We start from the raw sequence: 12,555 nt of genomic DNA, 5'->3' as shown, positions 1-12,555 counted from the left end.
CTGGTAGTGGCTGGTCTTGGCGCGGTGTTGGTGGCGTCGGCACCAGCGTGACCAGGCCTGGATCCGGAGCCATGGGCGCCCGGTGTGGATCAGATGTGCCAGGAGACGACGGACTTCGCCGAGGGTGAGCGGGATGAGGCCGTGGCCAGGGCTTTTGGGGACACTGCGGCGGTGACGGCGAGGTAGGCGTGGGCGAGCATGGCGAGGGTGATGTGGCGATACCAGGCGTCATAGCGTCGGACCTGGTTGGACCGCCCCGGCTTTCGTGGAGACGTGGTCCTTTGTCTCATGCCACTGCCAGGGGCTGCTCGGGTGTGTCGTGCCAGTAGCCCTGTTCGAACTCCAGTGGCGGGCGATGCCCGCACCACGAATGCAGCCTCTCATTATTGTACCAGTAAACCCATTCCGCGGTAGCCGTCATGACCTCCGCGACATCGTTCCATGAATCATCTTCCCCAGGCGGTTGAGGGACTGTAGCAGTTAGGGACGGTGCAACGGAATCACCGTGTCGGGCACGGCTGCTGGTGGTGTCGGCCGTGCGGCCTCGGGTGTGGTGAGCAGCGCGACGATGGTCACCGGTCCACCGCAGTGGGGACAGTCCCGGACGGCCGCCGGTTGCGGGCGTGCCGACGAGCTCACGGTGTGCTGCCGGCCGGCGCCCTCGGCGTCCGCCTTCTGGGGGCGGCGTTTCCGGTCGAAGGCGGTGTTCTTGCAACGCTTGGAGCAGTAGATGTTGTTGGCGCGACTGGGAATGAACTCGCGCCAACAGATCCCGCAGATGCGGCCGGCCGGCTGGGGTTGGTCAGGAGACACGGGCGTTCACCGCCGCGCGTAGGGTGTCGGAGGTGGCCTGGTGGTGCCGCAACCGGTAGGACGGCCCGTCGATACCGACCACGGTGGCCCGGTGCAACAGCCGGTCGAGCATGGCCGCGGTTATCTCGACTTCGATCTTCAAATACCGCCTTTGACCTGGCGTTTCGCGTCGTGGACAGGTGTCTTTGACTATCGATCACCGGTGCTGAGGCGGGCTGCGCGGAGTTGGCCGTGGGCGTGGGCAAGGGCGTCACGGAGTTGCTGGTTCTCGGTGCGGAGCTGGTTGATTCGCTCGTGCGCCAGGGCCAGACGTTGACGCAGTGAGTCGTCGGTGGCCCGGGTGGCGGTGTCGCGGACGAAGCCAGCGCTGGCGCGATGCTGCTGTAGCTGCCGGATCCGGTCGCGCAATGCGGGTTGGGTGTAGATCCATGACCGCGAGACGCCGGCCCGGTTGGCAAGTTGCGCAACGGTCACCTGTTCTCCGGCGTCGGCCAGCTCGGCGAGCGCCTGTTGGGCGCGGTGCAGGGTCTGATCGTGGCGCTGACGGGCGTGTTCGGCGAGGTGTCTGGGGTTGTCAGCAAGCATTCGAGCCGCTTTTTCCGTTGCAGGCGCAGGACTTTCCGCCGCCGCAGCAGCCATCCGATGTGGTCAGGCCGTCGATAATGGCCAGGAGGTTCTTCTCGACGGTGCGATTCATCTCGGCAAGGCGCTGGTGTCCGTTGCGGTCGGCCTGGGCGATCAAGTCTTGGGTCTGCTCGAGCTGGTGACGATGCTGGGGCAGGAACTCCGGCGTCGTGACGAAAACTGGGCAGGTCAAACAGGCATTGGCGAACTCGCACTTCTGCTGCAGCGGCAAGGCGCAGTAGCCGTTGGGCAGCGCCATCTTCGCCCTGGAGAGGTTGTTCTTCATCCAGACAGCGTCGGCCAGCGGACCGGTGTCGGTGGCCAAGGCCTCACCGGCGATGTTGACTTTGCGAGCGCGTTCCCACTGCTCCCGGATGGTCGTGTCCGACAGCCGCGCATAGTGCGAAGTCATGGCGTGCGAGTCGTGGTCGAGCAAACGACGGACGGTCTCCTGCGGGACCTCGTTGTTGATCAGGCGAGTGCCAAACGTGTGGCGCCATTGATGCGGCGCGACATGGACGGCGCGGCCGAGTTCGTCCCGGACATCGCTGACGCGCAACCACTCTCGCAGTTCTCCCCGGAAGGTTGCAGTGCTGAACGCCACCTTGCCGTCAGGGTTGCGGGTGGGCCGCGGCAGCAGGACCGCCGGGTCATCGAACTCGTCGAGCACCGCCTGCTGCTGGACGGCGATCGCCTCGGCCAGGTCGGTGTCGATCGGGACGAACGCGTCCCGGCGCATCTTGTGGTTGGTGTAGCGCAGGTAAGGCGCGCCCTGGCCGTCGCGGACGACGCAGTCCAGCCGCAGCCGGGCGCCGTCACCGACGCGCAGCCCAGTGCTCATCAGGATCCGCGCCAACAACCGGCCGCGGGAGTCGGCGAAGCGGGCGAGGACGCAGGGGTGTTCAAGCTGGGCCATCACCGCTTCCGACAACGCCCGTGGTGGCCCCTTGACCAGGCGCGGGTAGTCCTCGGGAAACAGGTCAACCTGAGCAGACAGCCGGGATTCCCAGCCGTGTTGGCGGGCCGCGCGCAGCAGACCGGCGAGGCTGCTGAGCTGACCGGTCCGGCTCTTCGGATTCGGAAACCGTTCGATCAGGTGCGCCAGATGGACCTCGACCAGCTCCCGGGTCAGTGCTTCGGGTCCGCGCTGCAGGGCCGGGAACGACTGCGCGAACAGGGTGATCGCGCGGATGTCGGCGCCGACGGTCGCGACGGCGATCCCGGTGGATAATCGCCAGCGGGCCCACCGTTTCGTCAACTGCCGCAACCAGATCGGTTCGATCCCGGTGAACCGGAACCGGGTGTCGCGGCCGGGGAACCCGAGCCGGCGCAGCAGCCACACATCGCGCGGGAACTCCGCGTCCCAGCCAACGCCGTCGACGAGATCACGCAGATAGCCGATCGCGTCCAGCAGGAACCGTCGCTCGATGTAGCCGCGCTCGCTGGAGAACCCGAGATAGGCCATCCAGGAATCGGGGCTGCGGTCCAGCAGCGAGGGGACGCCGCCGCCGGGCAGGGCTCGCAGCAGCCGCCGGATCGAGTGCGGCCGGGTGATCGTGCGGCGTTCGTCGACCCGGCATTGGATCGCGTAGGCGATCTCCAGCCGCATCTTCAGCGGCAGGGCGCGCAGGTCGAACCGGTCCTGCCCGAACGTCGCGCAACCGAGGAGCCAGGACTCGATCGGCGGCCGGTCGGCGCGGATCCACCGATTCCGGTGATGGTCACATAATCCAGCCTCGCCCTCGGCCTCCAGGCAGCAGTCGGGGAACCGGCAGCCGTCCCCGGCCGGCAGCGGCGGACCGCCACCGCCGTCGGCGATCCACTGTGTCAGCCCGGCGCGGCCCTGTTTCTGCCACCGACTGGCGTGGGAGTGGCAGAGACCGTGCTCGCGGCGGCTGCGGTGGCAGGTCGTGATCGCGCATTTCCGGGGCTGGTGCAGCCAGCGCCGGTTCGCGGGCGCCGACTTCGCCCAGGTCTCGACGTCGTCGGGGCGGCCGGCCTCGATCCAGCGCTGATGGTGGGCCGAGCACTTGCCGAAGATCACCGCGAGCCGGTCGCAGACCGGGACCAGGCACTGCGGCCCTCCGATCACCGGGTCGTCGGGGTCGACCAGGATCACCGGTTGCGCGAACTGCGGCCGCAGCCGGGCCGCCAGATCGGTGCCGGAGTCGTTGTCGCCGTGCGGGATCGGGTGCAGCTGCCTCATGCGGTCGGCTCCGTTGTCGCTGGCGCGTCGAGGAACCCGGCCGCGGCCAGGGCGCGACGAGCGTCCTCGACACCCAGATGGGAGTAGGTGTCGACGGTGGTGCTGATGCTGGCGTGCCCGAGCAAGTGCTGGACGATCTCGGCGGCGACCCCGCGGCGCAGCAACCCGGTGGCGTAGCTGTGGCGGAACAGATGCGGCGAGAACGCGATCCCGGTGCGGGCTCGCAGGCGGCGCACCAGTCGGTCGACGGTGGCGTAGCTCATCGGCGCGCCGACCGGCGAGCCCCAGAGATTGACGAACACGTAGTCACAGTCCAGCGTCCCGTATTCCTCGTGCAGGTAATCGCTGTAGAGGCGGAACAGGTCAGCATCGGCGGGAACTTCCCGTGACCACGTCTTTGCCCGCGCTCGGTTCACGTTCCTCCGGGGCCGAACCGCGACCAGCCGACGGCGGGCGTCGAGATCTTCGTGCCGCAACCCCAGCGCCTCACCGATCCGCAATCCCGTGCCCTTCAACAGGTTCAGCAGGAACTTGTCCCGCAACCGGTCGCAAGAACCGATCAGCGCCGTCATCTCCGCCTGGCTCAGCTCCCGTGGCGGCCGCCGCTCTGCTCGCAGCGAGATCGCGCGGTGCCGCTCCGGCCGTGCGCCCAGGTGCGCCAGGAACGGCTGCCACGACCCGCCGCGGCGGCCCGGCCGCCACCGCGTCAGCAACTCACCGAGCTCGACACCGTGCCGCTGATGAAACTCATAGAACGACGCCAAAGCCGACAGCTTGCGATTCACCGTCGCGGCAGCGAGATTCGCCTCCACCCAGGGCAGCATCGCCACCCGTCCATCGCGGGCCCCGACCGGCAACCTCAGCCACGTCACGAACCGGCCCAGATCCTCCAGCGCGACCCGATCCCAGTGCAGGCCACGGCAGTGCAGGAACTCGAAATAGTCCCGCAGATCATGGGCATAGGCGCGCACGGTGTTCGGGGAGCGGTCGATCGCGGTCAGATGCGCCAGGAACCGATCCACCGGATCCAGCACCAGGCCGTCGGCCACAACAGTCGCCGACTCCGTGCCCGAAGGCATCACGACCCGCTGCACCCTCAACGCTGATCCCGTCATAGACGGAGCAAGGTAATCCGTCCACAACGGACGCAAGGGAGGCACGCCAACCCAATCGTGTACATCGTGGACACTCAACCCGAGCAGTCAGATAACCGCGGCGACCGTGGCATCACCGAAAGCCGTTGCCCAGTCAGCGATCCCGACGTTCGTCGTCAGAATCGTACTCGACTTCAGATACCTCTGGTTGATCACCTGGAACAGGGCGGAGGCGCCGTCGCCGGGCAACGGCAGGTAGCCCAGTTCGTCGATGACCAGGAGCCGGGGTCCGGCGAAGAACCGCATGCAGGTGTGCCACCGTCCTTCCAGGGCTGCTTTGTGGCAGCGGGCGGCCAGATCGGCGGCGGTGGTGAAGTAGACCCGGTGCCCGGCCTCGACCGCGCCGCGCGCCAGGGCCACCGACAGCATGGTCTTGCCGACCCCGGGTGGCCCGACCAGCAGCACGTTGGCCGCGTCGTCCAGGAACCGCAGGGTGGCCAGGTCCCGGATGAGTTTCTCGTCGACGCCGGGTTGGGCGGCGAAGTCGAAATGGCTCAAGGCCCAGGGCTCGGGCAGGCAGGCGAACCGCAGCCGCGCGGCCAGCCGGCGTTCTTCGGTGGCGTTGACCTCGATCTCCAGCAGCCGTTCCAGCGCGGCGGTCAGCGAGAGGTTCTCGGCGCGGGCCGCGTCCAGCACCCGCGGCAGGTGCTCGGCGGCGTCGCCGAGTTTGAGGTAGGACAGGTGCGCGCGTAGCTGTTGGTAGCGGCGCGCCTCGCTCATCTGTGGTGCTGTCTTGGGTTCCACGATGGAATTCGTCCTTTCAGGACTCTAGGGCGGTGTCTTCGGTGGGATCTGGTTGTGGGGCAACGGATAGCCGTGCGGCGGTAGCTGCATAGGCGGCGAAATCGATCACTACCTTGTGGGCGGGATCGGTGGTGGGTTGGCCACGCAGTCGTGCCGCTTCGGCCAGCGCCGCCGCCGACGGCGGGCGGCGGGTCTTGTGGGTGCAGGGCTTGGCCGTGGTGAACGCGGCCAGCACCGCCTTCTCCAGGGCCGCGACGTGCCCGGCGTCACGGACGGTGGCGCCCGCCCCGTCCAGGGCGCGGGGGTGCACGGCGATCACGGCCCCGGAAGCGGTGACGATCCGGATCACCTCGCAGCCCAGCCGGTGGGTCACCGCCACGATCGCACCGGACAGGCCGGGCGGGACCGAGTAGTGGTTGCCGCGCCAGGACACCAGCGCGGCCGGGCTGACCGTGCGGGACTCGGCCAGCTCGGCGGGAAACGCCGCGGTGGGCGCCGGGCGCAGCGGCTCGGCGGCGGCCAGCCCTCCGACCGTGGTGGCCACCCCGTCCCGGCGGCGCTTGCGGCCATCCAGCTTGACGCACAACCGATCCAGCGACGCCTGCGCCTCGGTGATCGTGGCGTCATCGCCCAGGGTGCGCCACCAGCGTTGCGCCGCGGAATGGTTAGCTTTTTCCACCACGCCCTTGCGGTTGCCCCGCCGCGCGGGACAGATGTCCACCGCGACCCCGTAATGCTTGGCCACCGCCGAAAACGCAGGCAGCAGACGGCCGGTGGCCGGGTAGCAGACGGTGGACATCCGGTCGAACCGCCACCGCAGGCTCACCCCGCCCAGCCGGGACACGACCGCATCCAGGGCCTCGACCAGGTGCGCGAAATCCTCGCTGGGCGCCAGAACACCCCGCCACCGGCCGGAATGCGCCAACGCCCCAACCAGCAGATGCGCGTGTTTGCCGGCGTTCCAGGACGCGGGTGGGTCGGGCAACTCGATCCAGTCCCACTGGGTCTCCTCGCCCGCCGGATGCGCGATCGTGGCCACGTCCCGGCCCTTGACGGTGTGGCAAGGTTCGCAGTGCGGCCGTAACCCCAGCACCCGGATCGCGGCGGTCAGGCTCGGATAGGAGCCGGTGAACCCGAGTTCGGCGATCTCATCGAACAACGTCGAGGCCCACAGGTGCGGGTCCTCAGCCAGCCTGATCCGGCAGTACTCCACGAACGGCTCGATCAGCAGCGGTGCCGAGCGAGCCCGCTGCCCCGGGACCCGATCCCCGTTGAGATAGGCGCGGACGGTTTTGCGGTCAATACCCAGATGCCGGGCGATCGCGGAGATCGACCAGCCTCGTTGGCGAAGCGCGTGCGCTTCCACCTCTTCCTCCAGCGAGAGCATCCAGGCCCTCCACCATCCGCAGCGAATCTGACACAGCAGACGGTGGTTCAGGCGGGTCTACCAGCGTGTTTGCCACGCCGGACGGGATACCAACCTGGGGAAGATGATCTAGCAACACTGAGGATTTTCGACCAGCGGCGTCAACGGCGACCTCGCCGGGCGGGAAGACCAGCGCTACCCGGTCATCGTCGGTGGGCAACACGAGGATCTCCCGGCGTCGGCCGGCGACATCCCGGCACGCCGCTACCCATTGACTGGGCTTGCGTCGCGTTCGCCACATGACCGCTCTCCGCTCGCCGCACCGATCCGCGGTGCGGGTCGGCTGGTGGTACCGGCGAAGCCGGGCCAGGTCGGGGGTCCGGCCCGGCCCCGCCGGGGCTGGGGGCCTGACGATCGGTGATCGCCAGGAGGGGCTACCGTGCGCCTGCGCCAACAAGCTCCACGGCCTGGTCGGCTGGCCCGCACGACCTCGGCGGCACTGGGTTAAGTCGCCTCGGTCGTGCGGGCCAGCGGTGGTGCGCACCGGGTAGCCGCCGTCGTGCGGTCATCCCACGACTGAATCGGCTACCAGAAGGCATGTACGCACCTCGCGGTTGCGCGGTGTGAGAAACACGCCGCGCAGCGGGCTGTTGACCCCCAAAGCAACGATGGCCCGACGGGGTCGGGGGCAGGGTCGGGTCACCGAGCGTGAGGTGCTCACCCGCGCGCCGACCTGGATATCCCACGGCGTTTGCCTGGGCGGCTGCGCTAGTCTCAACACTCATGATGGCGACTCCTACGTCAGATCCACCGCGATCGTAGGAGTACGATAACTTAGGAGTTCCTATTTTTAGGTGGTACAAATGGGTGATTTTGACAACGACCGTGTGTGATCGATCCTGATCAGCAGACAACGAGCCACCGGAGGCGGCATCGCATGGCCATCACGCAGACCGTTCCGCTGTTGATGCTGGTCAACGAACTCAACCGGCTGAAGACGGCGTCGGGCATCAAGGACGCCGAAGCCGCCCGGCACCTCGGCTGCCAACCCTCGAAGATCAACCGGATCTTGCTCGGCCAGTCGAAGATCTCGCCAGGCGACGCCAAGCTCCTCGGCGAGCTGTACGGTGCCGCACCCGAACTGGTCGAGGTCCTGCTCGATCTGGCCCGCAACCTCGGGCAGAAAGGCGACTGGACCAGCTACCGCGCCGTCTACGCCGAGTCGTTCCGGATGCTGTTGGACCTGGAGCAGTACAGCAACCGCATCCGGCAGGTCCAGTCCGAGATCGTGCCCGGCCTGCTCCAGACCGAGGGCTACGTGCGCGCACTGAATGAGGCACCCCGGCTCGGCACCAGGTTCAACACCGAGGACGTGGTCGCCGCGCGCCGCCACCGACAGGCCATCCTCACCCGCCAAAACGCCCCGTCGCTCAGCTTCGTGCTGTCGGAATCGTGCCTGCGCCGCACCTACGGCGACCAGACGGTCATGCGCGGGCAACTGGAACGGTTGATCGAGCTGACCGACCTGTCCAACGTCCAAGTCCAGATCCTGCCATTCCGCAACAGGAGCCCGGTCACCTACACCTCGCTGAACTTCGAGCTGATCAACATCCCTGGGCCGGGGATCGCCTCGCCACTGAACTTCGTCTACGTCGAGCAGTACGACGACGCCCGCTACCTGGACGACGAGGATCGGGTAGACGCCTACGAGCAGTTGTGGGGCTACATCCAAGCCGCCGCACTGGGCCCGGTGGACTCGGCAGAGTTCATCGGGAAAGTGGCGGACGAGTACAGGTAACCAGAGCCGGAAGGACAACGTCGTTGCGCGAACCCAAACAGTACTTGCCAGCCACCGCGTTTGAAGGCGCGCGATGGCAGAAGGCAAGCCACAGCGAACCCAACCAGGGCTGCGTGGAGTTCACCAAGGTCGGCGACATCATCGCCATGCGAGACTCCAAGCTCGCCGCCGACAGCCCTATCCTCCAGTTCGACGCCGTGGAGATCGCGGCCATGCTGTCCGGCGCCAAAGACGGCGAGTTCGACCACCTGATCAACTGACCTCCATTGGCCACGGGCCGACGCCCAAGCGTCGTCCCAGTTGCGGATGCGGGATAGCCGTCGCATCGCGGCTGCCCGCCGTCAACAACTCGCGTTGTGTTCGGCCCCGGCGAGAACCCCTGCCGGGGCCGAACACCCGTGTCCCGGATTGGTCGAGCGCCAATCGGGCGGGGGCCAAGCACCGCGCACTCAAGCTCGCGCAACAACGCGGGCCGCACTCACACCACAACCCCCTCCGACGAGGCGTAAGCCGGTTCCAACCGCGCCGGTCGGTTACCACGGTCGCGCGGGCCGACCGTGGCGGGCGGCAGGTGCCCGGTCTGCCGCCACCGACGCAGCACCTTTCGGCCGTAGTTGTTCGTGCCCGCGATCCGGTCCAGCTCCGCGCCGGTCGGCGTACGGCCCTTGGCCCGCTCGGTCACGTAGTACGCCCACATCCGCTGCTCAGCGGTCGGCTCGCCCGGCGGCCGAGCCTCGTCCGGGACCACTGCGAGACGCACCACCGCCCCGGTCTCATCGCTGGTCTCGCTCGTCTCAGCGGTCTCGGTGCTGGTCTCGTTCGCGGTCTCGGCGCGGTGCCGCTTGAGCGCGCGGTTCAGCAACTCGACCGCCAACAGCAGCGCCAGCGGCGGGCAGGCCGCCACCGCCACGGCGAACACACTCAGCTCCGGAGCCGCCGCCACGTTCGCGCACAGCGAAAGGCAGATCCCGAACACGAAAGACACCCAAGCCGCCCACCGGCCACCAGCACGGCGGCCGTGGCCGGTCGTCTTCCACAACTCGACCGTGGCCGTGGTCAAGATCCCATCGACAATCAACGGCCAAATCGCCGCCGTCGCCTCGTCGGCACCGAACCGCAAAGCGAACTCGCGACCATGCCGGTAGGAGGCGTACGCCGCGCCGAGCGCGACCAACGCGGTGCAGGCGCACTGCACCCACAACGCCCGGTCCCGCCGAGCCGGGGTTGCCGTGGCGCTCACCGCAGCACACCTCCCGCCGCACGCTGGGCGTCGTCCGGACGGCAGCCGACGCAGGCGAACACCTGGGAGCCGGTCACCGACCGGCCCACCGGAACATGCGGAACGCGGACGCGGACGCGGAGGTAATCAGTGCCGCACACCGTGCAGGCCAGCCCGTCGACCTGCGCGGCGGTCAGGCCGGTGATCATCGTGTCCTGGCTCATCGGGAACCACCCGCCACCAGACGACGAGTGCCCACCGGCCGGATCGCGATCTCAGGCCCTTCGACCAGCACCGAGCGGTTCGTATGCTGAAGCGTTAGGCCCACCGCCTGATCTGGTTGTGCAGGCTGTCGTCCTGGACCTGTTCGGCACCCTGGTCGCCGCGCCCACTCCCGAGGAACGCGCCAGCGCGGCATCACGGGTAGCGGCCGTGGCTGGTTGCGACACCACGACGGTCGAGAGCTACTTCCGCGACACCTGGCACGTCCGCCACGACGGCACCCTGCCCACGCTGACCGACCTCGCCGCACACCTGGTCCGTGTCGTCCACGGACCGGGCGCAGCGGCGGGGCCGGTCGCAGACGAGCTGCGAACGCTCGGGCGAGCTCGCCTCGTGCCCGCACCGTCGGTCGTCTACGCGCTGAAATCGTTGCGCGCCAAGCGACTGCGACTCGGCATCCTCAGCGACGCCAGCGCCGAGATCGTCGCAGCCTGGCCGAGCGGCCCGCTCGCCGCGCTGGTGGACGCGGCCGTGTTCAGTTGCACCGCCGGAGCCGTCAAACCCGACCAACGGCTCTACGGCCGCATCTGCGCCGAACTGGACGCGCCATCGGACCAGGTGCTCTACGTGGGTGATGGGGGCGGTGACGAGCTACGCGGCGCACTCGCCGCGGGCATGGCAGCCGTCGCGGTCCGTCGTCGTGGCCCCACGAATGCGCTCGCCTTCGGCGACACCGACTGGTCCGGCCCCGTCCTGGACACAGCCGAGCACCTGCCCGCCTACCTCGCGGAACGCGCATGAAAGCGTGGGAGATCCGCAACGGTGACCTGGGCCTGCACGATGTGGGATCAGCTCAGCCGCGCGAGGGTGAGACCGTGGTGCGCGTCAGCCACGTCGGCATCTGTGGCAGTGACCTACCGAAACTGAGGCTTCCCAACGGCTTCGCGCTTCCAGAACCGTGGCGACCAGGCCACGAAATCGTCGGCACCGATCCCACCGGCCGCTCTGTCGCCGTCGACCCGCTCGTGCCGTGTGGCACCTGTCCGCGCTGCGCGACGGGCGACATCCACCTGTGCGCCGGCTTGCGTCGGATCGGCTGGGACGTGCCGGGCGGATTCGCCGAGCAAGTCGTTGTCCCAGCGGAGAACGCGCACCCGCTACCGAACGGCGCAGATCCACTCCACGCGGCTCTCGCTGACCCGGCTGCGGTCGCCATCCATGGCCTGCGGTGCAACCCGATCGCCTCACCAGGACACCTGGCCGTCTTCGGCGCGGGCACAGTCGGCCTTCTCACCGCGCTCTACGCCCATCAGCAGGGCTGGAGAGTCACCATCGTGCACCGCGACGGACGCCCTCCCTTCGACGCCGTAGCCAAGGCAGTGCCGGCCGCGTTCCGATCACCCGCCGCGCTGTACCCGCAGCAGACCTTCGACGTCGTGGTGGACGCGGCCACCGGAGCCGATCCAGCGCCGCTCGACCTTGCCCTTCGGCTCGTGGGTGACGGCGGCACCATCATCGTCCAGAACGCCTACCACCCCGGCGTCCACCTTCCAACGCCGCTGCGTGACCTCTTCCGCCGGTCGATCCGCCTGATCGGCTCGTTCTCGTACTGCCGCCGCCGATCGGACGACTTCGCCCTGGCCCTGGACATGCTGCGCAGCCACGCTGCACAGGTCGCGCACCTTGTGGCCTCAGTGGGCGAACTCGCGGATCTGCCTACCGTGCTCGGCGGACAGTGGACGCGCTCGATCCGCCATGTTCTCACCGTCCACGCCTCGTAGCGCTCCCTCGCTCAGTCAGCGGGCCAGTCAGCGGGTCACCGACCGGCCAGTGAGCAGGCCACCTATGACTGGCCCGTCGGCTGACCGGCATGGACGCGCCCCATCCGCAGCTCAGCGTCTCTGCGGGCAGATCTGGCGCATCGCCCGACATCTGGAGATCCAACTGTCGACACCCGAGAGGGGGCGGCGCTGAACGCGCGATGTCCGCGCACGGCAGGCTGGAGATGCTCACCTACTCCGCGTGCCGCAGCAGATGGGCTGGGATAACGGCCTGGTCACAGCTGGCTGGGTTGGTGTCCAAAATCGGGCGGAAAATCGGCCTTCGGTAGTGGAGGGGTTTCCTGGCACACTGGAAGGGACGGTCGATCATGGTCACCACCCGCCGAAAGCGGCCACACCACCGACCACAACGCGCCGGTCACGGCGAGATCACTCCACGGTCACAATCCACCGGTTTTTGGTCACGTTTGGGTAATGGGCCAGGATTTTGGGCCCGAAATCCGGAGTTCAGGGGTGCCGGGGATCTCTCGGCTGCTCCGACCGGAAGGTGGTGGTGATCATGGTGGGCGATGATAAGCACGCTGGTGACCGTGGCATCGTGGGTGCGGATGGGTTGGCGTCTCGTTCC

The 12,555-nt window shown here is 68.2% G+C and carries 12 protein-coding genes and 1 pseudogene; 4 read left to right on the top strand and 9 right to left on the bottom strand.

Going from position 1 to position 12,555, the window contains the following annotated elements; all coding sequences use genetic code 11:
* Positions 1-89: 89 nt before the first annotated feature.
* The 7 genes and pseudogenes from QP939_RS52220 to QP939_RS20315 form a co-directional block, all read right to left on the bottom strand.
* Positions 90-245 (bottom strand): annotated as a pseudogene (locus tag QP939_RS52220) (IS701 family transposase); the annotation flags it as partial.
* Between the two features lie 557 nt (positions 246-802).
* Entirely contained in the window at positions 803-955 is a 153-nt protein-coding gene (locus tag QP939_RS20340; RefSeq protein ID WP_285458401.1) for an ATP-binding protein, read from the bottom strand.
* A gap of 47 nt (positions 956-1,002) precedes the next feature.
* On the bottom strand, positions 1,003-1,398 hold the full coding sequence (locus tag QP939_RS20335) for a DUF6262 family protein (protein WP_101434335.1): 396 nt from the start codon (positions 1,396-1,398) through the stop codon (positions 1,003-1,005).
* Positions 1,388-3,643 carry a tyrosine-type recombinase/integrase gene (locus QP939_RS20330; protein ID WP_220818373.1) on the bottom strand — a complete coding sequence of 752 codons (2,256 nt, stop codon included), beginning with the start codon at positions 3,641-3,643 and terminating at the stop codon, positions 1,388-1,390. The genes QP939_RS20335 and QP939_RS20330 overlap by 11 nt, the downstream gene beginning before the upstream one ends.
* The gene (locus QP939_RS20325) at positions 3,640-4,737 is read right to left on the bottom strand and encodes a site-specific integrase (protein ID WP_285458399.1); all 1,098 of its coding nucleotides are present in this window, start codon (positions 4,735-4,737) and stop codon (positions 3,640-3,642) included. The genes QP939_RS20330 and QP939_RS20325 overlap by 4 nt, the downstream gene beginning before the upstream one ends.
* A gap of 108 nt (positions 4,738-4,845) precedes the next feature.
* Positions 4,846-5,517, bottom strand: a complete 672-nt coding sequence (gene istB, locus QP939_RS20320) for an IS21-like element helper ATPase IstB (RefSeq protein ID WP_285458398.1) — start codon at positions 5,515-5,517, stop codon at positions 4,846-4,848.
* A gap of 40 nt (positions 5,518-5,557) precedes the next feature.
* Positions 5,558-6,928 (bottom strand): Mu transposase domain-containing protein, encoded by a 1,371-nt coding sequence (locus QP939_RS20315; protein WP_285458397.1) that lies wholly within the window; start codon positions 6,926-6,928, stop codon positions 5,558-5,560.
* A gap of 916 nt (positions 6,929-7,844) precedes the next feature.
* Here QP939_RS20315 and QP939_RS20310 point away from each other — a divergent pair.
* Both QP939_RS20310 and QP939_RS20305 read left to right on the top strand, forming a co-directional pair.
* A complete protein-coding gene (locus QP939_RS20310) occupies positions 7,845-8,705 on the top strand; it encodes a helix-turn-helix domain-containing protein (RefSeq protein WP_285458395.1) in 861 nt (286 codons plus the stop codon).
* Between the two features lie 23 nt (positions 8,706-8,728).
* Positions 8,729-8,965 carry a DUF397 domain-containing protein gene (locus tag QP939_RS20305; protein ID WP_285458394.1) on the top strand — a complete coding sequence of 79 codons (237 nt, stop codon included), beginning with the start codon at positions 8,729-8,731 and terminating at the stop codon, positions 8,963-8,965.
* A 218-nt stretch (positions 8,966-9,183) separates the two neighbouring features.
* On the opposite strand, the gene QP939_RS20300 is transcribed toward QP939_RS20305, so the two are convergent.
* Together QP939_RS20300 and QP939_RS20295 are read right to left on the bottom strand one after the other, a co-directional pair.
* Positions 9,184-9,945, bottom strand: a complete 762-nt coding sequence (locus tag QP939_RS20300; RefSeq protein WP_285458393.1) for a DUF2637 domain-containing protein — start codon at positions 9,943-9,945, stop codon at positions 9,184-9,186.
* The gene (locus QP939_RS20295) at positions 9,942-10,148 is read right to left on the bottom strand and encodes a hypothetical protein (protein WP_285458392.1); all 207 of its coding nucleotides are present in this window, start codon (positions 10,146-10,148) and stop codon (positions 9,942-9,944) included. The genes QP939_RS20300 and QP939_RS20295 overlap by 4 nt, the downstream gene beginning before the upstream one ends.
* 118 nt (positions 10,149-10,266) lie before the next feature.
* On the opposite strand from QP939_RS20295, the gene QP939_RS20290 reads away from it, so the two are divergent.
* Together QP939_RS20290 and QP939_RS20285 are read left to right on the top strand one after the other, a co-directional pair.
* Entirely contained in the window at positions 10,267-10,947 is a 681-nt protein-coding gene (locus QP939_RS20290) for an HAD family hydrolase (protein ID WP_285458391.1), read from the top strand.
* Positions 10,944-11,927 (top strand): zinc-dependent alcohol dehydrogenase, encoded by a 984-nt coding sequence (locus QP939_RS20285; RefSeq protein WP_285458390.1) that lies wholly within the window; start codon positions 10,944-10,946, stop codon positions 11,925-11,927. Before QP939_RS20290 ends, QP939_RS20285 begins: the two co-directional genes overlap by 4 nt.
* The last annotated feature ends 628 nt before the right edge of the window (positions 11,928-12,555 follow it).

The sequence above is a fragment of the Amycolatopsis nalaikhensis genome (assembly GCF_030264295.1).
In the GTDB taxonomy this organism is placed as follows: Bacteria; Actinomycetota; Actinomycetes; order Mycobacteriales; family Pseudonocardiaceae; genus Amycolatopsis; species Amycolatopsis nalaikhensis.
Note: the sequence above shows the minus strand (reverse complement) of the source record. Positions and strands in the feature narration are given on the sequence as shown.

Bases quoted from the DNA above. Each gene is read 5' to 3' on its own strand.
- QP939_RS20335 (WP_101434335.1), bottom strand. From the start codon at position 1,398: ATGCTTGCTGACAACCCCAGACACCTCGCCGAACACGCCCGTCAGCGC.
- QP939_RS20330 (WP_220818373.1), bottom strand. From the start codon at position 3,643: ATGAGGCAGCTGCACCCGATCCCGCACGGCGACAACGACTCCGGCACC.
- istB (WP_285458398.1), bottom strand. From the start codon at position 5,517: ATGAGCGAGGCGCGCCGCTACCAACAGCTACGCGCGCACCTGTCCTAC.
- QP939_RS20315 (WP_285458397.1), bottom strand. From the start codon at position 6,928: ATGCTCTCGCTGGAGGAAGAGGTGGAAGCGCACGCGCTTCGCCAACGA.
- QP939_RS20310 (WP_285458395.1), top strand. From the start codon at position 7,845: ATGGCCATCACGCAGACCGTTCCGCTGTTGATGCTGGTCAACGAACTC.
- QP939_RS20295 (WP_285458392.1), bottom strand. From the start codon at position 10,148: ATGAGCCAGGACACGATGATCACCGGCCTGACCGCCGCGCAGGTCGAC.
- QP939_RS20285 (WP_285458390.1), top strand. From the start codon at position 10,944: ATGAAAGCGTGGGAGATCCGCAACGGTGACCTGGGCCTGCACGATGTG.